We start from the raw sequence: 17,084 nt of genomic DNA, 5'->3' as shown, positions 1-17,084 counted from the left end.
CTTAGCGAACGATGCATGGATGGACACGACATCACAGCAGCAGGACGTAGCTGTGTTGTCGAGGCGAAGCTATGATGTCTCTTCTCCATATTTTTTTCTGCCAGTCAATTGGTTATTTGATCACCCCGTACGTGATCTTGCTGAACATATTCGACCATGGTTATCTTCAAAGCCTGAGCAAGCAAATCAATGGCTAAAAGAATATCTCTATAATCGTCCGCTCTCAGCGACTGGGTGGAGGCTGCTCACAGCCAGGCTTCTTTTTCCTCTCCAATATATAGAAGCGATTGAAGCGCAAAATATGGAGCGTCGGCTGTCCCGCTGGCCCTCACTTAAACGAATGGAACGTTCATTTCCGCAATATCAAAGGAATATGTATGAGCTTCTGGCTCTAGGTGGCCAATTTACAGATGATGTGCGTAGTCATTTGCGCTGGTTAAAAAGGGCGTAACATCAAAAAACGTTGCAATCACCTCTTGTCAAATGAAGACGGAGAGGATTATAATGTCTTTTATAAAGTTGTGCGTCTGGAAAATACAATTGTTTATTTAATAAAGACATCGGGGTGGTAATAGTGAAAGACTACGTCTCAGTCGGATTACTCGGCTTTGGTACGGTTGGAACGGGTGTTGCGGAAATTATATATCGACATCAAGAACAGTTAATCCATAAAGTAGGTTGTCCAATAAAGGTAGAGAAAGTCCTCGTGAGAGATGCAAGTAAAGAAAGAGATTTAGCCTATGATGATGTTGTCCTTACAGAAGATCCTGATGATGTGATTCTTGACCCTACAATTGATGTGATTGTGGAAGTCATGGGTGGCGTCGAGGAGACGAGGGAACGCTTAGTTAAAGCCCTTGAAAATAAAAAAAGTGTTATTACTGCAAACAAAGATTTAATTGCAGTGTATGGTACAGAGTTACACGACATTGCTCAGGAAAATAACTGCGATTTATTTTATGAGGCGAGTGTTGCCGGAGGAATTCCAATTCTTCGCAGCCTTGCTGATGGTTTGGCTTCAGACCGCATAACAAAAATGATGGGGATTGTGAACGGAACGACGAACTACATTTTGACGAAAATGGTGCAAGATGGGCGGACATTTGAAGATGTATTGTTTGAAGCACAAAAGCTCGGATATGCTGAGGCTGACCCGACTTCTGACGTTGAAGGCATTGATGCAGCGCGCAAAATGGCGATTTTGGCAACGCTCGGTTTCTCTATGAATGTACAGCTGGATGATGTCGATATGACGGGGATTTCGCAAGTATCAGGAGACGATCTCATCTATTGTACAAAAATGGGCTATGTCATGAAGTTGATCGGAATTGCAGAGCGCGAGGGAGACGAAATAGAAGTTTCTGTACAGCCGACTTTATTGCCATCATCTCATCCATTAGCGGCTGTCAATGATGAATTCAACGCTGTTTACGTATATGGAGAAGCGGTCGGTGAAACGATGTTTTATGGCCCAGGCGCTGGTAAGCTACCAACAGCCACATCTGTCGTTTCCGACGTCATTGAGGTCGTTAGAAACATGCGCCTAGGCGTTAGTGGAAAAGCAGTTGTCGCTGCTCAATATGAGAAAAAGCTAAAAAGTGCTGAACAAATAAAATCAAAATATTTCTTCCGTTTAAAAGTGCGTGATGAAATAGGTGTGTTTTCTAAAATTACGTATCTGTTTACACAAAACAATGTCGGCTTTGAGCGCATTATGCAGCTCCCACTTGAAGGTGAGGAAGGCATTGCGGAAATTGTCTTAATTACACATTCAGCCCAAAAATCAGCGTATGATACTGTTGTTAACGCATTAAATGATTTGGATGTCGTCTATCAAATTAATAGCAGTTATCGAGTGGAAGGGGAGTAAGACATGAATTGGAATGGCTTGATTGAGGAGTTTAAAGAGTTACTACCGGTCAACGAGCGTACACCGAAGCTTTCACTTCAAGAAGGAAATACCCCACTTGTTCCTTTAGAAAAGCTTTCTAAGGAGCTTGGTATTTCTCTTTATGCTAAATATGAAGGGGCAAACCCAACTGGATCATTTAAAGATCGCGGCATGGTTATGGCCGTTGCGAAAGCGAAGGAAGAGGGCAGCCAAGCAGTCATTTGTGCATCGACCGGCAATACGTCCGCTGCCGCAGCGGCGTATGCTGCACGCGCAGGACTTCGCTGTGTTGTTGTTATACCTGAAGGGAAAATTGCGATGGGGAAGCTCGCTCAAGCAGTCATGTATGGTGCTGAAGTGATCTCTATCGAAGGGAATTTTGATGAGGCGCTAAAAATGGTGCGTAAAATTTCTGAGACAGAAGCCTTTACCCTTGTCAATTCCGTCAATCCATATCGAATTGAAGGACAAAAAACAGGTGCCTTTGAAATTTGTCGTCAGCTCGGTGAAGCGCCTGATGTATTAGCAATACCCGTAGGGAATGCTGGGAACATTACGGCCTATTGGAAAGGGTTTAAAGAATACCACAACGCGCATTCTACTCAGCTTCCCGTCCTTCACGGCTTCCAAGCCGAAGGAGCAGCATCGATTGTTTATAACAAAGTGATTGAGCAGCCAGAGACAGTTGCAACAGCGATTCGAATTGGAAATCCAGCGAGTCGTGATAAGGCGGTCGCAGCGCTAAATGAATCAGATGGTTACATTAGCGCGGTTACTGACGAAGAAATTCTACTCGCTTATCAAACGATGACGCGGAAGGAAGGGGTATTTGCCGAGCCGGCTTCCAACGCGTCGATAGCTGGTGTGATGAAGCATGTAGAGCAAGGAAAAATTAAGCCAGGTGCAAAAGTCGTCGCGATTTTAACTGGAAACGGATTAAAAGATCCAGGGGTGGCGATTGACAATGCAGGTGTCGAAGTGACAAAGCTACCAAACGATGAAAAAGCAGTTGCTGACCATATTAAAAGCTTGGTGTCAGTTTAATGAGCTCACGAATGCGAATCAGGGTTCCGGGAAGCACGTCGAATTTAGGACCAGGCTTTGACTCGATCGGATTAGCTGTCGATCGGTTTTTAGAATTGGATCTCGTCCCGGCAGATGAATGGCGATTTTTTGGTCAAACGCATGAATTGCAAGACCTTCCTTCAGGAAAAGATAATTTCATTTTTGAAATTGCTCATGCGGTGGCACATGCTTATGGTGTTCATTTAGATCAGTACCCACATCACGTGAGCGTTTATAGCGACATTCCTTTAGCAAGAGGTTTAGGCAGTTCAGCATCAGCGATTGTTGCTGCCATAGAGCTGGCAAACAATATCGGCAATCTTCAGCTGACGATTGAGGAGAAGTTGAGGGTTGCCAGCTTGCGGGAAGGGCATATCGATAATGTCGCCGCATCGCTGTATGGAGGATTAATTGTTGGTTCCCATCGTGAGGATGCGACAGAGCTCGTTCAGATCGATCTGCATGAAGTCGCCTTTGTTGCCATCATCCCAGCTTATGAATTGCAGACAGCAGCTTCGCGAAAGTCTCTTGTTCCTTCCTACGATCGGTATGAAGCAGTTAAAGCAAGTGCGATTGCGAATACATTAGTCGCCGCTTTATGTACGAAAAATTGGGTATTGGCAGGCAAGATGATGGAAAAGGATCATTTTCATGAGCAAGCGCGTGCTCATCTTGTACCTGAGTTAAATCAGGCGAGGTCATGGGCCAAAGATTATGGAGCGTACGGTACTTTTTTAAGTGGGGCAGGCCCGACGGTGTTTATTATGACTGACTCCAACCAGGCTCACGCATTATGTGAAAAAGCGACTCAGCAATTTCCTGAAGCAGAGTGTGCAATTATACGTCCTTCTTCTTATGGTGTACAAGTTTACACAGGGGCGGAGACACCGCGTTATCAGCAAAGTATAAAATAAATAAAAAAATGCCTCGATGTTTATCATCGGGGCATTTTCATGCAAAGCATGACTTGAATAATGATGTAAATATGATGATATTTATAGGGCGTCTATAACCAAAATGTATTATTCAATAGCAAAAATTGTAGACAAAGCGATGCTACTTTGCCTACATTTGTGGAGCTGTATTTAAAAAACCTGTTCTACTTCGCGAACGCCTGGTACTTCAGCGAGCAAGGCACGTTCAATGCCGGCTTTTAAAGTAATTGTTGAGCTGGGGCATGTACCACAGGCACCCATTAGTCGTAATTTAACGATGCCGTCTTCGATATCGACAAGCTCTACGTCACCACCATCTCGTAAAAGAAACGGGCGAAGTTTATCAAGCACTTCTTGGACTTGTTCATTCATTGTTATCGACTCCTTTCCCATTACCTCTATTATAAAACGTTCGTCAATAAAACGCCAAGATGATACACTAAAATTAATCAAGCCTCATAAATATATGTCACAGAAAGGATGAATAATGATGCCACAAACAGCGACTATGGTCGTCATTGGAAAGGATACACCGTGCCCAAGCTGTGTTAACGCACCCTCCTCTAAAGAAACCTTCGAATGGCTGAACGCTGCTTTGACGCGCAAATTCCCACACCAGCCCTTCGCAAGTGAATATGTCGACATGGATCATGTGACAGAAGAGTATGCTGCGTATGAAGCATATATAAACGCTATTGTGGAGGAAGAATATTTTTATCCTCTTGTGCTGATTAACGGCGATGTCGTCGCTGACGGTCTTCCCCGTTTGAAGACGGTGGCGCAAGCGTTGATCGCTCTTGGCTATAAGCCTGTAAGTCAATAAGGTTTAGCCGTTATGATATTTCGTCATCCAAAGCACACCCGATTTTAGCAATCTCGGCACTCTACCTGTAATTGGACGATCTCCTACGAGGCCAAAACCGTGTTTTTTTCCAAGTGAGCCAAGGACACCTTTTAGTTTAAATGGTGGAAATTCCTCAGGCAGAGGCTCGTCTTTCCAACGTGCCTGCAAAACTTGCGCAATTTGATCACCTTGTGATTCGGCAAGTTGTGCGCTCGGTGCGTGGGGAAGGCTGGCACAATCCCCTGAGATAAACACGTTCGGATGATCTGGAAGGTGATGGTGCTTTGTAATGACAGCTCTTCCACTTCGATCCTTTTCAATCGGCAAATTACGGACAAGGTGACTGGCTTGAATACCAGCAGTCCAAACGATGACATCACAGTGAACAGGGTCACCATTATTAAAAAGGGTTTCATGCTCGACCTTTGTAATATTTGATCCATTGATGACTTGTACGCCGTGCTCTGTAAACCATTTTTGTACATAATTGCTAAGTCGTTTCGGAAAGTTTGATAAAATGTTTTCGCCTCTGTCAAACAACATAATTTTTAAATCAGGACGGCTTTCACATAGTTCACTGGCGAGTTCAACTCCACTTAGTCCAGCGCCTACAATGCCAACCGATCCGCCATGGTGTAAGTTGTTTAACCGTTGAGTGCTCAGGCGACATTGTTCAATCGATTGAATGCTACACGTATGCTCGTCAGTACCAGGTACATTATGGTACTTATCTTCGCATCCTAGAGCGACCACGAGCTCGTCATAAGCGACAGGTTTTTCATTTTTTAGAGAAATGGTCTGTTCATCCAAATGAATGTCTGTCACTTCATCGTTGATGAGTGTAAGTTGATCATGAACAGGGAACGACACACGAACATCTTGGTCAGAAATCGTGCCAGCCGCGAGCGCATAATATTCGGTTTTCATACAATGATAAGGTACCCGATCGATTAAAGTCAGCTGGACATCGTTCGGCAAATCACCGGCCAGCAATCGCTGCAATACACGAAGGCCTCCGTAGCCGCCTCCCAGAATCACCACTTGCTTCATGCGAATATCTCCCTTTGTTTAGTCTTTAAGGACATTTGCATCGTCTCTTATTCCTTTCAATTCCAATAGTAGTATAACGAAGACACTCCTTTTTCACAACATCTTTCAAAAACGCGACCTTTAAGTAGGTGAAAGTTGACGGTACACCATTGAATTGATAGCATAGAAGGGCGTATACAGAGGTGATGCGATATGAACCCAATGATTGAATTCTGTGTCACAAATCTGGCCAATGGGTCACAGGAAGCATTGGAAAAGTTAGAGAATGACCCTAATCTAGATGTGCTTGAATACGGATGCTTAAGCTATTGTACTGTGTGTGCGACGTCTCTGTATGCTCTCGTCAATGGAGATGTAGTCACAGCAGACGAGCCAAATGAACTCGTTGAGCGCATTTATCAACATATTGAAGAAAACCCTATGTTTTAATAAAGGTTCTTCAGGTAGCGCCTAGTGTTCTCATGTCAGTGGGAATGCTAGGTGTTTATTTTCGGTATTTACTAATTTTATGGCATCTTTTTATCGAGAGAGGAATGAAAAAACGATGGAGCTACCCTTTGTGAAAATGGAAGCACTAGGTAATAACTACATTTATGTTGACGCATTATCAGGAAACATCCCAGAGCTCAACTGGTCAGAAGCTGCCGAGGAAGTCTCAGATATTTATACTGGGATAGGATCGGATGGGTTGATTTGGATTGGCTCTTCACAAGTGGCTACCGCGAAGATGCGTATTTTTAATAAAGATGGCAGCGAGGCTAAAAATTGCGGGAATGGATTAAGGTGCGTTGCTAAACATATTTTTGATGAAGGATATACAGGTGGAGAGCACCAATTTTCAATTGAAACGTTATCGGGAACTGTTCGCGCATCAATTACAAAGGTGGAAGGCGGCCAGGCAAAAGCGATCGAAATCAATATGGGCGCACCTATTTTTAACAGCCATGAAATTCCATTTCTTTTTGATGGTGAAACGCCTGTTGTCGCACAAGAATTACAGTTTGGCGGAACAGACGTGACAGCAACGGTTTTATCAATGGGTAATCCTCACGCAGTGATATTTGTTGATGACATCACATCTGCCCCTATTGAAACACTTGGACCAAAAATAGAAAGAGATGATCAGTTTCCTGACGGTGTCAATATTGAATTTATCGAAAAAATCAATCGTCATGAATACAATTTTGCTGTTTGGGAGAGAGGTTCCGGCCGAACGAGGGCATGTGGGACAGGTGCATGTGCAGCTGGTGTCGCCGCTGTATTGAATGGCTTGAGCGAGAGAGATGAAGATATTTTGATTCACTTAGAAGGCGGTGATCTTGTTATTCGCTGGGGTGCCGATCATGATGTGCACATGACGGGTGATGCGAGAGTTGTCTGTCGCGGGATATATTATTTTAAAGAAACGTGTGATTTGAACCCTGTTTAAAATCGGTGATATACTAGTGACAACGACTTTCATTGAAGGAGGTTTTATGATGATTAAACTTAGTGAAGCAGCAGCCTTCCAAGTTAAAGAAATGAAAGAAGCTGAAGGGAATCCCCATTTGTTTTTACGAATCTCCGTTAAAGGTGGCGGGTGCAGTGGTCTCTCTTATGGAATGGGCTTTGAAGAGGAAGCCAAAGACAATGATGTGCAGTTAGAACTCCATGACATAAAGTGATTTTAAATAAAACCGACGCACCGATTCTTGAAGGCACCGAAGTGGATTACAAAGCTTCGATGATGGGTGGCGGTTTTACAATTAATAACCCAAACGCCATAGCAACATGTGGTTGTGGTTCATCGTTTAAAACAGCAGTAAATGCAGGAACACCAGAAAAGTGTTAATCCTTACACGGTGTAGATAAAGTCCTGGATGGGCTTTTTCTGCACCCTTTCATCATAGGCACTTAGGAAACTGAAGATTGAAGGAAGACAAAGGTACGAATATAATGGCTGAGTAAGACGAAAGGCTTGCTTTTCTCCGCAATGGACAAATGCGCTGTCTTGTGTCTGCTATAGCGACACATGGCTCATCGAATAAACGCATCTTTTGTAAGCGTTTGACAAGGTGCGCGATAGAAAAAAGAGCTTTCCGTATGAATAGGGTTGAAATTTGACAAAAAAACGAATACTATTAGCAGTAGATATTATTATGTCCTTCTAGAGTGTTTATCATCTTTAGAGCTAGCGTATGTGTGCGTTCGTGAAAGAACTCACAATAAAAATAATTTGATGAAAGTGGATGTGATAGGGTTGAATAAGCCGAAGATTGTCATATTAGGTGCTGGTTATGGCGGTATTATGACAGCAGTTCGCCTCGAAAAAGAGTTAAAAATGGACGAGGCCGAAGTCGTATTAGTGAATAAGCACAATTATCATTATCAATCAACATGGCTCCATGAAAATGCAGCAGGGACGTTACACCATGATAAAACACGTATCCCGATTAATGATTGTATAAATAAAAGCAAAACAAAATTTGTACAAGATACTGTCGTTGAAGTGAAGCCAGACGAGAAGCGCGTTATTTTAGAAAATGGTGAGTTATCTTATGACTATCTCGTCGTAGGTCTTGGCTTTGAGTCAGAAACATTTGGCATTAAAGGCTTGAAAGAGCATGCTTTCTCCATCAGCAATATTAATACTGCGCGTATGATTCGCGAGCATATTGATTATCAATTTGCTACGTATAACAATGAGCCAGAAAAGAAAGATGAGCGCTTGACGCTTGTTGTTGGTGGCGCTGGCTTTACAGGAATTGAATTCGTTGGTGAGTTAGCAAACCGAGTCCCTCAGCTATGTGCTGAATATGACATCCCACGCGAAAAGGTACGAATTTACTGCGTCGAGGCAGCACCGACGGCATTGCCTGGATTTGATCCTGAGCTTGTCGAATACGCGATGAATCTTCTTGAAAGCAAGGGTGTCGAGTTTAAAATTGGCACGATGATTAAAGAATGTACGCCTGAAGGAATCGTCGTTGAAAAAGATGAGAAAGTCGAAGAAATTAAAGCTGCTACGGTTGTATGGGCTGCTGGTGTACGCGGAAGCGGCATCGTTGAAGAATCAGGTTTTGAAACGATGCGTGGTCGTGTGAAAGTACGCAAAGACATGCGCGACCCAAATCGTGATGACGTATTTATCGTCGGTGACTGTGCGCTTATCATTAACGAAGAAATTAATCGTCCTTACCCGCCAACGGCGCAAATTGCGATCCAACAGGCGCAAACGGTCGCTAGAAATCTTGCATCCTTAATCCGTGGTGAAGAGGCGCTTGAAACCTTTACACCAGATTTAAAAGGAACAGTAGCTTCTCTAGGCGAAGGCGAAGCCATTGGTGTAATTATGGGTGATAAAAAGCTATTTGGTAAAACAGCGTCAATGATGAAAAAAGTCATCGATAATCGTTACTTGTACTTACTTGGCGGTGTGCCAATGGTGCTTAAAAAAGGGAAATTAAAAATGTTTTAATGGAACCTGATAAGAAAAAACCCTGTGACACAAAAGGAGCTGTCTTCGTGTCTAATCGAAAACAGGTCCAGATAGTCAAAGGGTTTTTCTTGTATGTGTACTGAGGATAGATTTAATGGTAGGCTCCGGCAAATATCTGGACAAATTTATTGACGGATGACAAACCAATCGGTACACTTTTGACGAAGAGGTGAAAGTGCGTATGTCCATTCCTGTCGTCATTATATCGATGCTGCTGTTTTTAATTTTATTTTTTGGCATCGGCTTTTTATTAAACATGCTGCTACGAAAAACTTGGGTAATGGCCTTTATTTATCCGCTCATCGTCATGTGGATTGTCGGTAACGTTTCGTTAACAGACTATTTTACCCAGCCGTCAAATAGCTTTGCTTCTGTGTACACGAATGTCCTGCAACTGCAATCTGCGGATATTCTCATATTAGGCACAGGCTTTGTTGGTACGATTGTAGCCGGCATCGTTATTCGTTTATTACGTAAAATGGGATATCAAATGTTTTAAAAACCTTCCGTTGCTTTTTGGAAGGTTTTTTTGTAGATAATAAATTTTTATTTTAAAAATTTTCATTAAAGTCTTTCTTCTTAAAGCTGCTATGAATATTTTCTGATCCTTTTGGAAAGGAATAGGCAGGAAAGGAGTGACTTTCTTGAAAGCACAAAACGTCATTCGAAGGGTGAGCCTCGGGGTTTTAACATTAACCGCCCTTTTTGCAACCTATACAACAGTTTCAAATGTCGAGGCAAAAACACTTGTTCATTGGGCATCAACCAGAGGAGAAGAAATGGTAGGGACTTTTGCTGGGGAGAGACAAGAGCGCCTTAATGTAAAAACACAACCGGAGGTAGACGTGAACGCTCGACAAAAGTCAAGTGTCATTGAAGCGCTGCCGGTTGCCATTGAGCAATGGCAAGACTTAGCCGACGACTATCCATCACATAGAGTCCTTGCGACAGGCTACACAGCCGGTGTTGAATCTACTGGTAAAACGCCGGATCATCCGTCGTACGGTGTAACGTATTCTGGAGTCCAAGTACGACGTGATGTTTATTCAACTGTTGCAGCGGACCCTTCTGTATTTCCGATTGGTACCATCCTGTATATCCCAGGATACGGATTTGGGGTTGTTGCAGATACAGGGAGCGCGATTAAAGGAAATAAACTAGATCTCTATTATGACACCGTAGAGCACGTTTACGACCAATGGGGTAAAAAGGAAGTAAACGTCTACGTCATTAAAGAAGGGGATGGAACTTTAACGGAAAAAGAGTTTCAGTCGTTAAATGAACATGACGCTGTACAAGTACTTCGTAACGATCAATCAGTGATAGATGGATGAATGCCTAGCTGAAAAAATAGAGACCTAGGGTTAATAACACGCCAGTTAAGCCGCCAAAAAACACTTCGATAGGCTGGTGGCCAAGGAGCTCTTTTAGCTCTTTCATTTTTTCCTGTTCTTTTTTCTCAGGCCATTGCTTTGCTTCTTGAACAAAGTGGTGAAAATCGGTCACTAATTTGTTTAACACAGTTGCTTGCTCTCCTGCGTGGCGTCGAACGCCGGTGGCGTCGAACATGGTGATAACTGCGAAAATGCAGGCAACCGCAAAGATCGCAGAATCCATTCCTTCGACTAAAGCAACACCCGTAGCGAGTGCTGTCACGGCGGCAGAGTGGGAGCTGGGCATGCCGCCTGTGCTTGTTATCAAGCCTAGAGAAATTTTCTTAGTAGCAATAAAAGCGATTGGTACTTTAACTACTTGGGCGAACAATATCGAAAAAAGAGATGCCCAGAGAGGGAAGTTATCAATGATATTCAACGTATTCATCCTTTCAGGCAGGCACAACGTGCAATTTCTCATTACGTAGTATACCATAACTTGATGATTTTCACGTGTAAATGCCTTGTAAACGTTGATTTTGCGATCTCTCTAAACCTTCGTTATACTTGAAGGAAAGGAGAGGATTGGATGAACTTACACGTGAAAAGCGCGGGAACGCCAGCTGGGGAGATTGATGTTCTAGGAATAGGCACTGTAAAGGGTGAAAATACGAGCTCAATGTCTCTTTATCATCAGCCATGGAAAGGACTTTTTACGGCTGACTTTCTAAAGCGATGGGAGAAGACTAGTGACCTTCAACCGCTTCATCAGCCATGCGGAGCTGAATTTGTTACGCACTATTTTACGCCTCCGCACCGAGAAGATGTAAATAAAAACGAACTAAAAAAAATATTTGGACGTCTCGTAAAGCAATGGACGCGCGAGAACAGAAATGCTGTTGCTTTAGCTGTTGATACATATAGCAATGATCAGTTAGCGGAAATGGACGTGGTTGAGGCGTTTGGTGAAGCACTCGTGCTCGCATCTTACCAAAAGCCGATGTACACTTCCGTTGGTAAAGAACATCAGCCTGTTCATAGTGTGACATTACTAACATCATTGTCAGAGCAGAAAGCGATTGAAGCATTTGAGCGTGGGACAGCGTTTGGCGAAGGAACTTGTTTTGCGAGAACACTCGTACATATTCCGGGAAACGAGCTTACGGCGACGATGCTCGCAGAAATGGCCTCTGATATGGCTCGAGACAAAGGGATCGAAGCGAATATTTATGAAAAAGAGGATATGGAAAAATGGGGCATGGGTGCGTTACTTGCAGTCAACCAAGGATCCATAGAGCCACCGAAGTTAATCGTCCTCCGTTATGAAGGTAATCCCGATTCTAAGGAGACGCTCGCCCTCGTAGGCAAGGGGATCACTTTCGATACAGGTGGATATTCCATTAAATCTAAAGACGGTCTCATCGGCATGAAGGCAGACATGGGTGGAGCGGCTTCAGTGCTAGGAGCGATGCATATTATTGGCTCGTTAAAACCGAAAGAAAACATTCTCTGCGTCATCCCAGCAACGGATAATATGATTAGCGGTTCAGCTTTTAAACCGGATGATGTCATCACAGCAATGAACGGGAAAACGATCGAAGTGAGAAATACCGATGCAGAAGGTCGATTGGCTTTAGCTGATGCTGTCGCATATAGTGTTGCGAACGGAGCAACCCGAGTGATCGATGTGGCGACATTAACTGGCGGTGTCACAGTCGCGTTAGGAGATGTGACGACTGGTGCAATGACAAATGATCTGTCATTTTATAAGAAAATTGAAGCGGTTTCTGAGGAATACGATGAGCCGGTATGGTTACTTCCTTCGACTGACATATATAAAAAGCAGGTTAGAAATAGTGAGATTGCCGACTTAAATAACTCGCCAGGTCGACTGGCACATCCGATCATGGGTGGGTTGTTTGTCGGAGAATTTGCCGGTGATAAGCCATGGGTGCACTTAGACATTGCAGGAACAGCTACGACATCTTCCGCCCATGAGCTTGGCCCCAAAGGCGCTACAGGGGTTATGGCAAGGACATTGGCTCAGCTTGTATGTAAACAATCGGAAATACAAGACTAAAAAAAGATGTGGAAGACATGAAGTGATAAATTCTTAGACATAAAAAAGAGTGTAACCAAGTTTGGAGCGCCGCCCCATTGGTTACACTCTTCTTTTTATTATACACCTTCAGAGTGCCGATTTAATAAAGCTGGTATTGCTTGATGCACTCGTATCGCGATAAAAGCGGCTGCTACGGAAAGAATGATGTCTTTAGGGAAGGGGGGAAGCATCCATAGCCACGTCACGGCATATGAAAATCCGGCTGGTGCCTCAGCGATGGTTAAAAGTGAAAGGTACATTAAATGAGTCCCTAAAATGTATTGAATTAGACAGCCGCCCACTGTAGCAATTATGTAATGGTAAAGGGTGGCTTGATGTTTTTCAACCCAATAACCAGCTAACCAAGAGCTTAATACAAAAGAAAGGATAAAGCCGAATGTCGGTTGAACAATAATGCCCGGACCACCGAGAAATCCTGCAAACACAGGAAGACCAAATAAACCGATCATTAAGTAAAGGAGCATTGCGAGCGCACCTCTATTTTTTCCGAGAAGTACACCAGCCATGACAGAAAAAAAAGTTTGGAGCGTAATTGGCACTTCACCAACACGCATAAATGGCAGCCATGCTGTAATATTAGCTCCAATGGCCATTAACGCGGCAAATAGGGCGACGAGGGTGAGTGAGAATGTAGTTGAATGCGTTGTTTTCATAAGGACCTCCTTTTTGTCTGTCAATATCATAATAGTTAAGTGATAAATATGTCAACCTTATATTTATTTGGTTTACATTAAAGTGAGGAGGATGCCTCCGTCTCTATTAGGAGGCATAGCTCTTTGTTTTAGCCAAGACGTGTTTCAAATAGTAACCACGGTTCTGCCACTGTATAATCAAGCACGTATGAAGGTATCTTATGAACTGTTGAATCAGTTGCGTCAAAACGAAGTATACGGTTATGTTTTTTTGCTAACGATAAACCTAACCGCCACAATTGCTGGTCTTGTACGAGCCCTTCATCGCTCACATTCAAGAGCAGAAAATCGTTATCTTTTTCATCGAAAGTAAATAAAGCTTGCGCGCCAGTTTGCTGGTGCATATAACAAACAGACTGCTGAGAAAACACTTGAAATGCTTGACTATTTTCACCCGGAAAAGGAAAGTACGCCTCAATGGTCACTGTGGACGGTGGATTTTGACTAGAGGCAATCCAAGCCTCATAATTGCTCGGAGACTTTACCCTTGTCCAACTGTCAGTAGCATTTTCATTTACTAGCATTTGTTTGATTTTACATGTATACACTGTTTCCCGAATCGACAAGCCTAATGAGCGAAGAACGGCTTTGGCAGGTTCATTGTCTTTAGCTGTATACGAGCCAACCAAGCGGATTTCAGGAACTGAAAGGGCTGCGGATAAAGCGTGTGCCAATATCTGTTTACCATAACCCTTGCCACGAGCACTTACAGCTGTTCTTAAACGACCTATCATTGCAAAATCTGCAAATTGTGTATATCCAGCAATCGCTTCTAGCCGCTCGTCGCTCCATAAGCCAAACAGCTGGTTGGATGGTGTTTTCGTTAGAGGAACAAAAGCATTTTTTAAGTAATCATCTGTTAAAGCAGTATCCATTTTTTCATATTCAATGATATCCGATGGGTGTAATTCACGAATATACTCGTTTGTCGATATGGATTTTGTCATCAAGAAATCCCCCTTTTTCGGCAGTTTGCACAGTTATTGTAAAGAATTTTGTCAACTCTGTCGATAAGTAAATACTTTGTTTGTAAACAACGTACAAAACATTGATTTTATGTGCAGAACAATTTATGATGAGAAGAGGCAGGATGTGTAGATATCACTTTATTTTTGTCAGTGAGGAGCCATAAACTTATGCCTTTTTCACTACAGTAATGTGAAAAAATATACAACTTAAGACGGCTGCTGAAAAAGGCAAAGAAAACCGCTTGAAATTAAATGAAAAGGAGTTTTGACAATGATCGAAAAAGCATTTAACATTACAAATGAAACAGGTTTGCATGCGCGTCCAGCAACACAACTAGTAAATAAAGCTGGTCAATTTCAAGCAGATATTAACCTTTCTTACAAAGATAAGTCTGTCAATTTAAAGTCTATCATGGGGGTTATGTCTCTTGGTGTTCCCAAGGGTGCATCGGTTACCATTTCAATTGACGGTCGTGATGAAGAAGAAGCAATGGCTGGCATCACCGAGGCGATTACAGTTGAACTTGGTGAAGAAGCGTAAACGATATGTAAAAAGGCAACCAGGAAAAATTTTTGGTTGCCTTTTTTAGTGTGTGGACGTCTCGCTTGTTTATCTAGCAGTATTTTCTATGTGTATGTGTATTTTAAAAAATTTTGTGAATTCAATCGGGGGTTAACCGGTCAAATCCGGTACGTTTGCTCGAGAGACTGTAGGGCTTCTAATGAACGTTCCGCAAATGCTTCATTTGGATGAGAAGCAAGCTTATTCTTCAACTCTGTTAGTGCAGCCTTTAATGAATCACGATATTCTGGAATATCACCTTCATGAAGCGTTAACGTGTGAGGGGCCATATTCGCCTGTTCACAATACGCAAGAGCCTTTCTTTCCTGAAAAAAAGCGACATTTGCTTCATTTGGATGGTGGAGGTCCCCTTGCGTTGGATGAGTTACAACGGCCAGCACTTTCACGACGTAATTTCCTCGCTTGGCACCGGTGATTTCCCCGATGTATACACCCGTTTTATAACGCCCTTTGACGAGAGTACCTGTTTCAAATTGTTGTGGTTCCATTGATTGTTCCACCTTTCATGATTTTAAAAAGTACACAAAAAAGATATAATGACAGTGAAAAGGATTTTGTTTTAGTATGCATGATCGACTAAGGGGTATGTCAAGCAAAGAGATCATCAAGTCGATGTGTTTTCACAGGACAAATTAACGAAGGAAGGATGTCTACTTTATGTTCGAGTATATGTATTTTCCTGACAATAAGCTAGAGTATATCCCCCCAGTCATTACAATGTTGATTTTCATGATTGGTGCTGTTTTAGTGTTTCGGGCGTTTATTCGCAACTCTAAGAAGGAAGAGCAGCGAATTAATAAAAAATACGATTTAAAAGAAGCAAATGACGAGGATGCCCAACATAAAAAACAATCATAACTTGACGGTCGTATGAGTAAAAAACGAGTGAATGGCAAAAGCTGAACGAAAGAGTAAAAGGGAGGCTAAGCCATGAAACCTCGTTTTAAGGCAATGCTCGCGGCCGTTTTTTTATTAGCCGGTTGTGGGCAAACGAATGCCTTGGCTCCAAAAGAAGTAACGATGATGAATGCTGATGGTGACAAAGTTGGTAAAGCCACATTTTCACAAGCAGCAAAAGGCGTAAAAATCCATTTAGAGGTTCAAGGGCTAACAACAGGTCCGCATGGGCTGCACATTCATGAATTTGGCTCATGTGAATCCCCTGACTTTACTTCAGCGGGAAACCATTTTAATCCAGATAAAAAAGACCATGGGTTAATGAATGCAAAAGGTGCTCATGCTGGTGATTTGCCAAATATAGAGGCAGATGCTGATGGACGTGCTGTTGTAGATCTTGAGGCTACAAATGTCACTTTAGAAGAAGGAAAGAAAAACTCACTCGTTGGTCGAAACGGAACGGCATTAATTATCCAAGAACGTGAAGATGATGGGATGAGTCAGCCAGCAGGAGACAGTGGCAAACGTGTAGCCTGCGGAATCATTCAGAAGAAGAAGGAGCCTAAACCTCCTGAATCTTAAAAAAAACGGTCGCTAAATGCAACCTCCCGAAGAATAGATATGTAAAATGATGCTTGCGGGGGTGCGTAGAATGTCAAAATCTTCTTCTGAACCAATGAATCAAAATAAGCAGCAAAAGCCCTTAACAAAGGAAGAAGTGGACGCTTTGCTCAAAGAAATAGACGAAGAGCTGAGCAAACAAAAAAGCAAGCGACAATGTTGAGAGCTTTTGAAAAGCCTTATTAAATAAGATAATTGACACTTTAACTCGAATAATGGATACTAAAAAGTCCCAGCTATTCGAGTTTTTGTATGTAGAAAAACATCGATTTAAAATAGAGCCCTAAACTCGCGCATCAACGTCTCTTTCGAATACTCACTGTCATCTTTTTGATATAAATGCCAATCTTCAAATGCCACTAAGTAGATCTGCGTGATTTCGTGTCCAATTTCTTCGTCTACATTAAAAATATTTTCTATACGAGTTAATTTCATAAGTCTTCCATTTAAAAGTGTAGAGTAGTCCCTTGGTGTTTTACATGTTTTTTTAAAATATATCGTGCTTTAATTCACGCTGCCTTGGACATTTGTTCCGCTTTCATCTTTTTAATTCGATCTGTGGCCA

Annotated in this window: 22 protein-coding genes and 1 pseudogene; 16 read left to right on the top strand and 7 right to left on the bottom strand. The window is 42.6% G+C overall.

Annotation, left to right across the window (positions count from 1 at the left end; all coding sequences use genetic code 11):
* The 4 genes from G4V62_RS17415 to thrB form a co-directional block, all read left to right on the top strand.
* Positions 1-451 (top strand): YutH/CotS family kinase-like spore coat protein (locus tag G4V62_RS17415; protein ID WP_512698563.1); only part of this gene is annotated, 451 nt, incomplete at its 5' end.
* Between the two features lie 123 nt (positions 452-574).
* Positions 575-1,870, top strand: coding sequence for a homoserine dehydrogenase (locus G4V62_RS17410; RefSeq protein WP_165204684.1), 1,296 nt, complete (start codon positions 575-577; stop codon positions 1,868-1,870).
* 3 nt (positions 1,871-1,873) lie between these two features.
* A complete protein-coding gene (gene thrC / locus G4V62_RS17405; RefSeq protein ID WP_165204682.1) occupies positions 1,874-2,935 on the top strand; it encodes a threonine synthase in 1,062 nt (353 codons plus the stop codon).
* Entirely contained in the window at positions 2,935-3,870 is a 936-nt protein-coding gene (gene thrB / locus G4V62_RS17400) for a homoserine kinase (protein WP_165204680.1), read from the top strand. The genes thrC and thrB overlap by 1 nt, the downstream gene beginning before the upstream one ends.
* 171 nt (positions 3,871-4,041) lie before the next feature.
* Here the strand turns inward: thrB and G4V62_RS17395 are convergent, their stop codons facing one another.
* Positions 4,042-4,284 (bottom strand): NifU family protein, encoded by a 243-nt coding sequence (locus G4V62_RS17395; protein ID WP_165204686.1) that lies wholly within the window; start codon positions 4,282-4,284, stop codon positions 4,042-4,044.
* A gap of 97 nt (positions 4,285-4,381) precedes the next feature.
* On the opposite strand from G4V62_RS17395, the gene G4V62_RS17390 reads away from it, so the two are divergent.
* Positions 4,382-4,714 carry a DUF1462 family protein gene (locus G4V62_RS17390; protein WP_165204678.1) on the top strand — a complete coding sequence of 111 codons (333 nt, stop codon included), beginning with the start codon at positions 4,382-4,384 and terminating at the stop codon, positions 4,712-4,714.
* A 3-nt stretch (positions 4,715-4,717) separates the two neighbouring features.
* On the opposite strand, the gene G4V62_RS17385 is transcribed toward G4V62_RS17390, so the two are convergent.
* A complete protein-coding gene (locus tag G4V62_RS17385) occupies positions 4,718-5,785 on the bottom strand; it encodes an NAD(P)/FAD-dependent oxidoreductase (protein WP_165204676.1) in 1,068 nt (355 codons plus the stop codon).
* 192 nt (positions 5,786-5,977) lie between these two features.
* On the opposite strand from G4V62_RS17385, the gene G4V62_RS17380 reads away from it, so the two are divergent.
* From G4V62_RS17380 to spsC, 6 genes and pseudogenes are all read left to right on the top strand, one after another.
* Positions 5,978-6,214: a YuzB family protein gene (locus G4V62_RS17380; protein WP_165204674.1), complete on the top strand. Its 237-nt coding sequence runs from the start codon at positions 5,978-5,980 to the stop codon at positions 6,212-6,214.
* 115 nt (positions 6,215-6,329) lie between these two features.
* A complete protein-coding gene (gene dapF / locus G4V62_RS17375; RefSeq protein ID WP_165204672.1) occupies positions 6,330-7,214 on the top strand; it encodes a diaminopimelate epimerase in 885 nt (294 codons plus the stop codon).
* Positions 7,215-7,263: 49 nt separating this feature from the next.
* A pseudogene (locus tag G4V62_RS17370) lies at positions 7,264-7,616 on the top strand (HesB/IscA family protein).
* Positions 7,617-8,003: 387 nt separating this feature from the next.
* Positions 8,004-9,242 carry an NAD(P)/FAD-dependent oxidoreductase gene (locus G4V62_RS17365; protein WP_212508825.1) on the top strand — a complete coding sequence of 413 codons (1,239 nt, stop codon included), beginning with the start codon at positions 8,004-8,006 and terminating at the stop codon, positions 9,240-9,242.
* A gap of 202 nt (positions 9,243-9,444) precedes the next feature.
* On the top strand, positions 9,445-9,762 hold the full coding sequence (locus tag G4V62_RS17360) for a YuiB family protein (RefSeq protein ID WP_165204668.1): 318 nt from the start codon (positions 9,445-9,447) through the stop codon (positions 9,760-9,762).
* A gap of 145 nt (positions 9,763-9,907) precedes the next feature.
* Complete coding sequence (gene spsC, locus G4V62_RS17355; RefSeq protein WP_165204666.1) at positions 9,908-10,597, top strand: stationary phase survival protein SpsC; 690 nt, start codon at positions 9,908-9,910, stop codon at positions 10,595-10,597.
* A gap of 4 nt (positions 10,598-10,601) precedes the next feature.
* On the opposite strand, the gene G4V62_RS17350 is transcribed toward spsC, so the two are convergent.
* A complete protein-coding gene (locus G4V62_RS17350) occupies positions 10,602-11,084 on the bottom strand; it encodes a divergent PAP2 family protein (protein ID WP_376768324.1) in 483 nt (160 codons plus the stop codon).
* Between the two features lie 141 nt (positions 11,085-11,225).
* Here G4V62_RS17350 and G4V62_RS17345 point away from each other — a divergent pair, with 141 nt between their 5' ends.
* Positions 11,226-12,716, top strand: coding sequence for a leucyl aminopeptidase (locus G4V62_RS17345; RefSeq protein WP_165204662.1), 1,491 nt, complete (start codon positions 11,226-11,228; stop codon positions 12,714-12,716).
* 98 nt (positions 12,717-12,814) lie between these two features.
* Here the strand turns inward: G4V62_RS17345 and G4V62_RS17340 are convergent, their stop codons facing one another.
* Positions 12,815-13,411: a biotin transporter BioY gene (locus tag G4V62_RS17340; protein ID WP_165204660.1), complete on the bottom strand. Its 597-nt coding sequence runs from the start codon at positions 13,409-13,411 to the stop codon at positions 12,815-12,817.
* A 128-nt stretch (positions 13,412-13,539) separates the two neighbouring features.
* Positions 13,540-14,397 carry a GNAT family N-acetyltransferase gene (locus G4V62_RS17335; RefSeq protein WP_165204658.1) on the bottom strand — a complete coding sequence of 286 codons (858 nt, stop codon included), beginning with the start codon at positions 14,395-14,397 and terminating at the stop codon, positions 13,540-13,542.
* A 292-nt stretch (positions 14,398-14,689) separates the two neighbouring features.
* On the opposite strand from G4V62_RS17335, the gene G4V62_RS17330 reads away from it, so the two are divergent.
* Positions 14,690-14,959, top strand: coding sequence for a phosphocarrier protein HPr (locus tag G4V62_RS17330; RefSeq protein ID WP_165204656.1), 270 nt, complete (start codon positions 14,690-14,692; stop codon positions 14,957-14,959).
* Positions 14,960-15,099: 140 nt separating this feature from the next.
* Here G4V62_RS17330 and kapB read toward each other — a convergent pair whose 3' ends face one another.
* On the bottom strand, positions 15,100-15,489 hold the full coding sequence (gene kapB / locus G4V62_RS17325; protein WP_165204654.1) for a kinase-associated lipoprotein KapB: 390 nt from the start codon (positions 15,487-15,489) through the stop codon (positions 15,100-15,102).
* A gap of 169 nt (positions 15,490-15,658) precedes the next feature.
* On the opposite strand from kapB, the gene G4V62_RS17320 reads away from it, so the two are divergent.
* The 3 genes from G4V62_RS17320 (at position 15,659) to G4V62_RS20415 (ending at position 16,682) form a co-directional block, all read left to right on the top strand.
* Entirely contained in the window at positions 15,659-15,859 is a 201-nt protein-coding gene (locus G4V62_RS17320; RefSeq protein ID WP_165204652.1) for a hypothetical protein, read from the top strand.
* Between the two features lie 72 nt (positions 15,860-15,931).
* Positions 15,932-16,480, top strand: coding sequence for a superoxide dismutase family protein (locus G4V62_RS17315; RefSeq protein WP_165204650.1), 549 nt, complete (start codon positions 15,932-15,934; stop codon positions 16,478-16,480).
* A gap of 70 nt (positions 16,481-16,550) precedes the next feature.
* A complete protein-coding gene (locus G4V62_RS20415) occupies positions 16,551-16,682 on the top strand; it encodes a hypothetical protein (RefSeq protein WP_281359700.1) in 132 nt (43 codons plus the stop codon).
* 107 nt (positions 16,683-16,789) lie between these two features.
* Here the strand turns inward: G4V62_RS20415 and G4V62_RS17310 are convergent, their stop codons facing one another.
* Positions 16,790-16,954 (bottom strand): NUDIX hydrolase, encoded by a 165-nt coding sequence (locus G4V62_RS17310; protein WP_165204648.1) that lies wholly within the window; start codon positions 16,952-16,954, stop codon positions 16,790-16,792.
* Positions 16,955-17,084 lie beyond the last annotated feature (130 nt).

Source organism: Litoribacterium kuwaitense, assembly GCF_011058155.1.
GTDB classification, from domain to species: Bacteria; Bacillota; Bacilli; order Bacillales; family DSM-28697; genus Litoribacterium; species Litoribacterium kuwaitense.
This window is presented reverse-complemented; position numbering and strand designations above follow the sequence as displayed.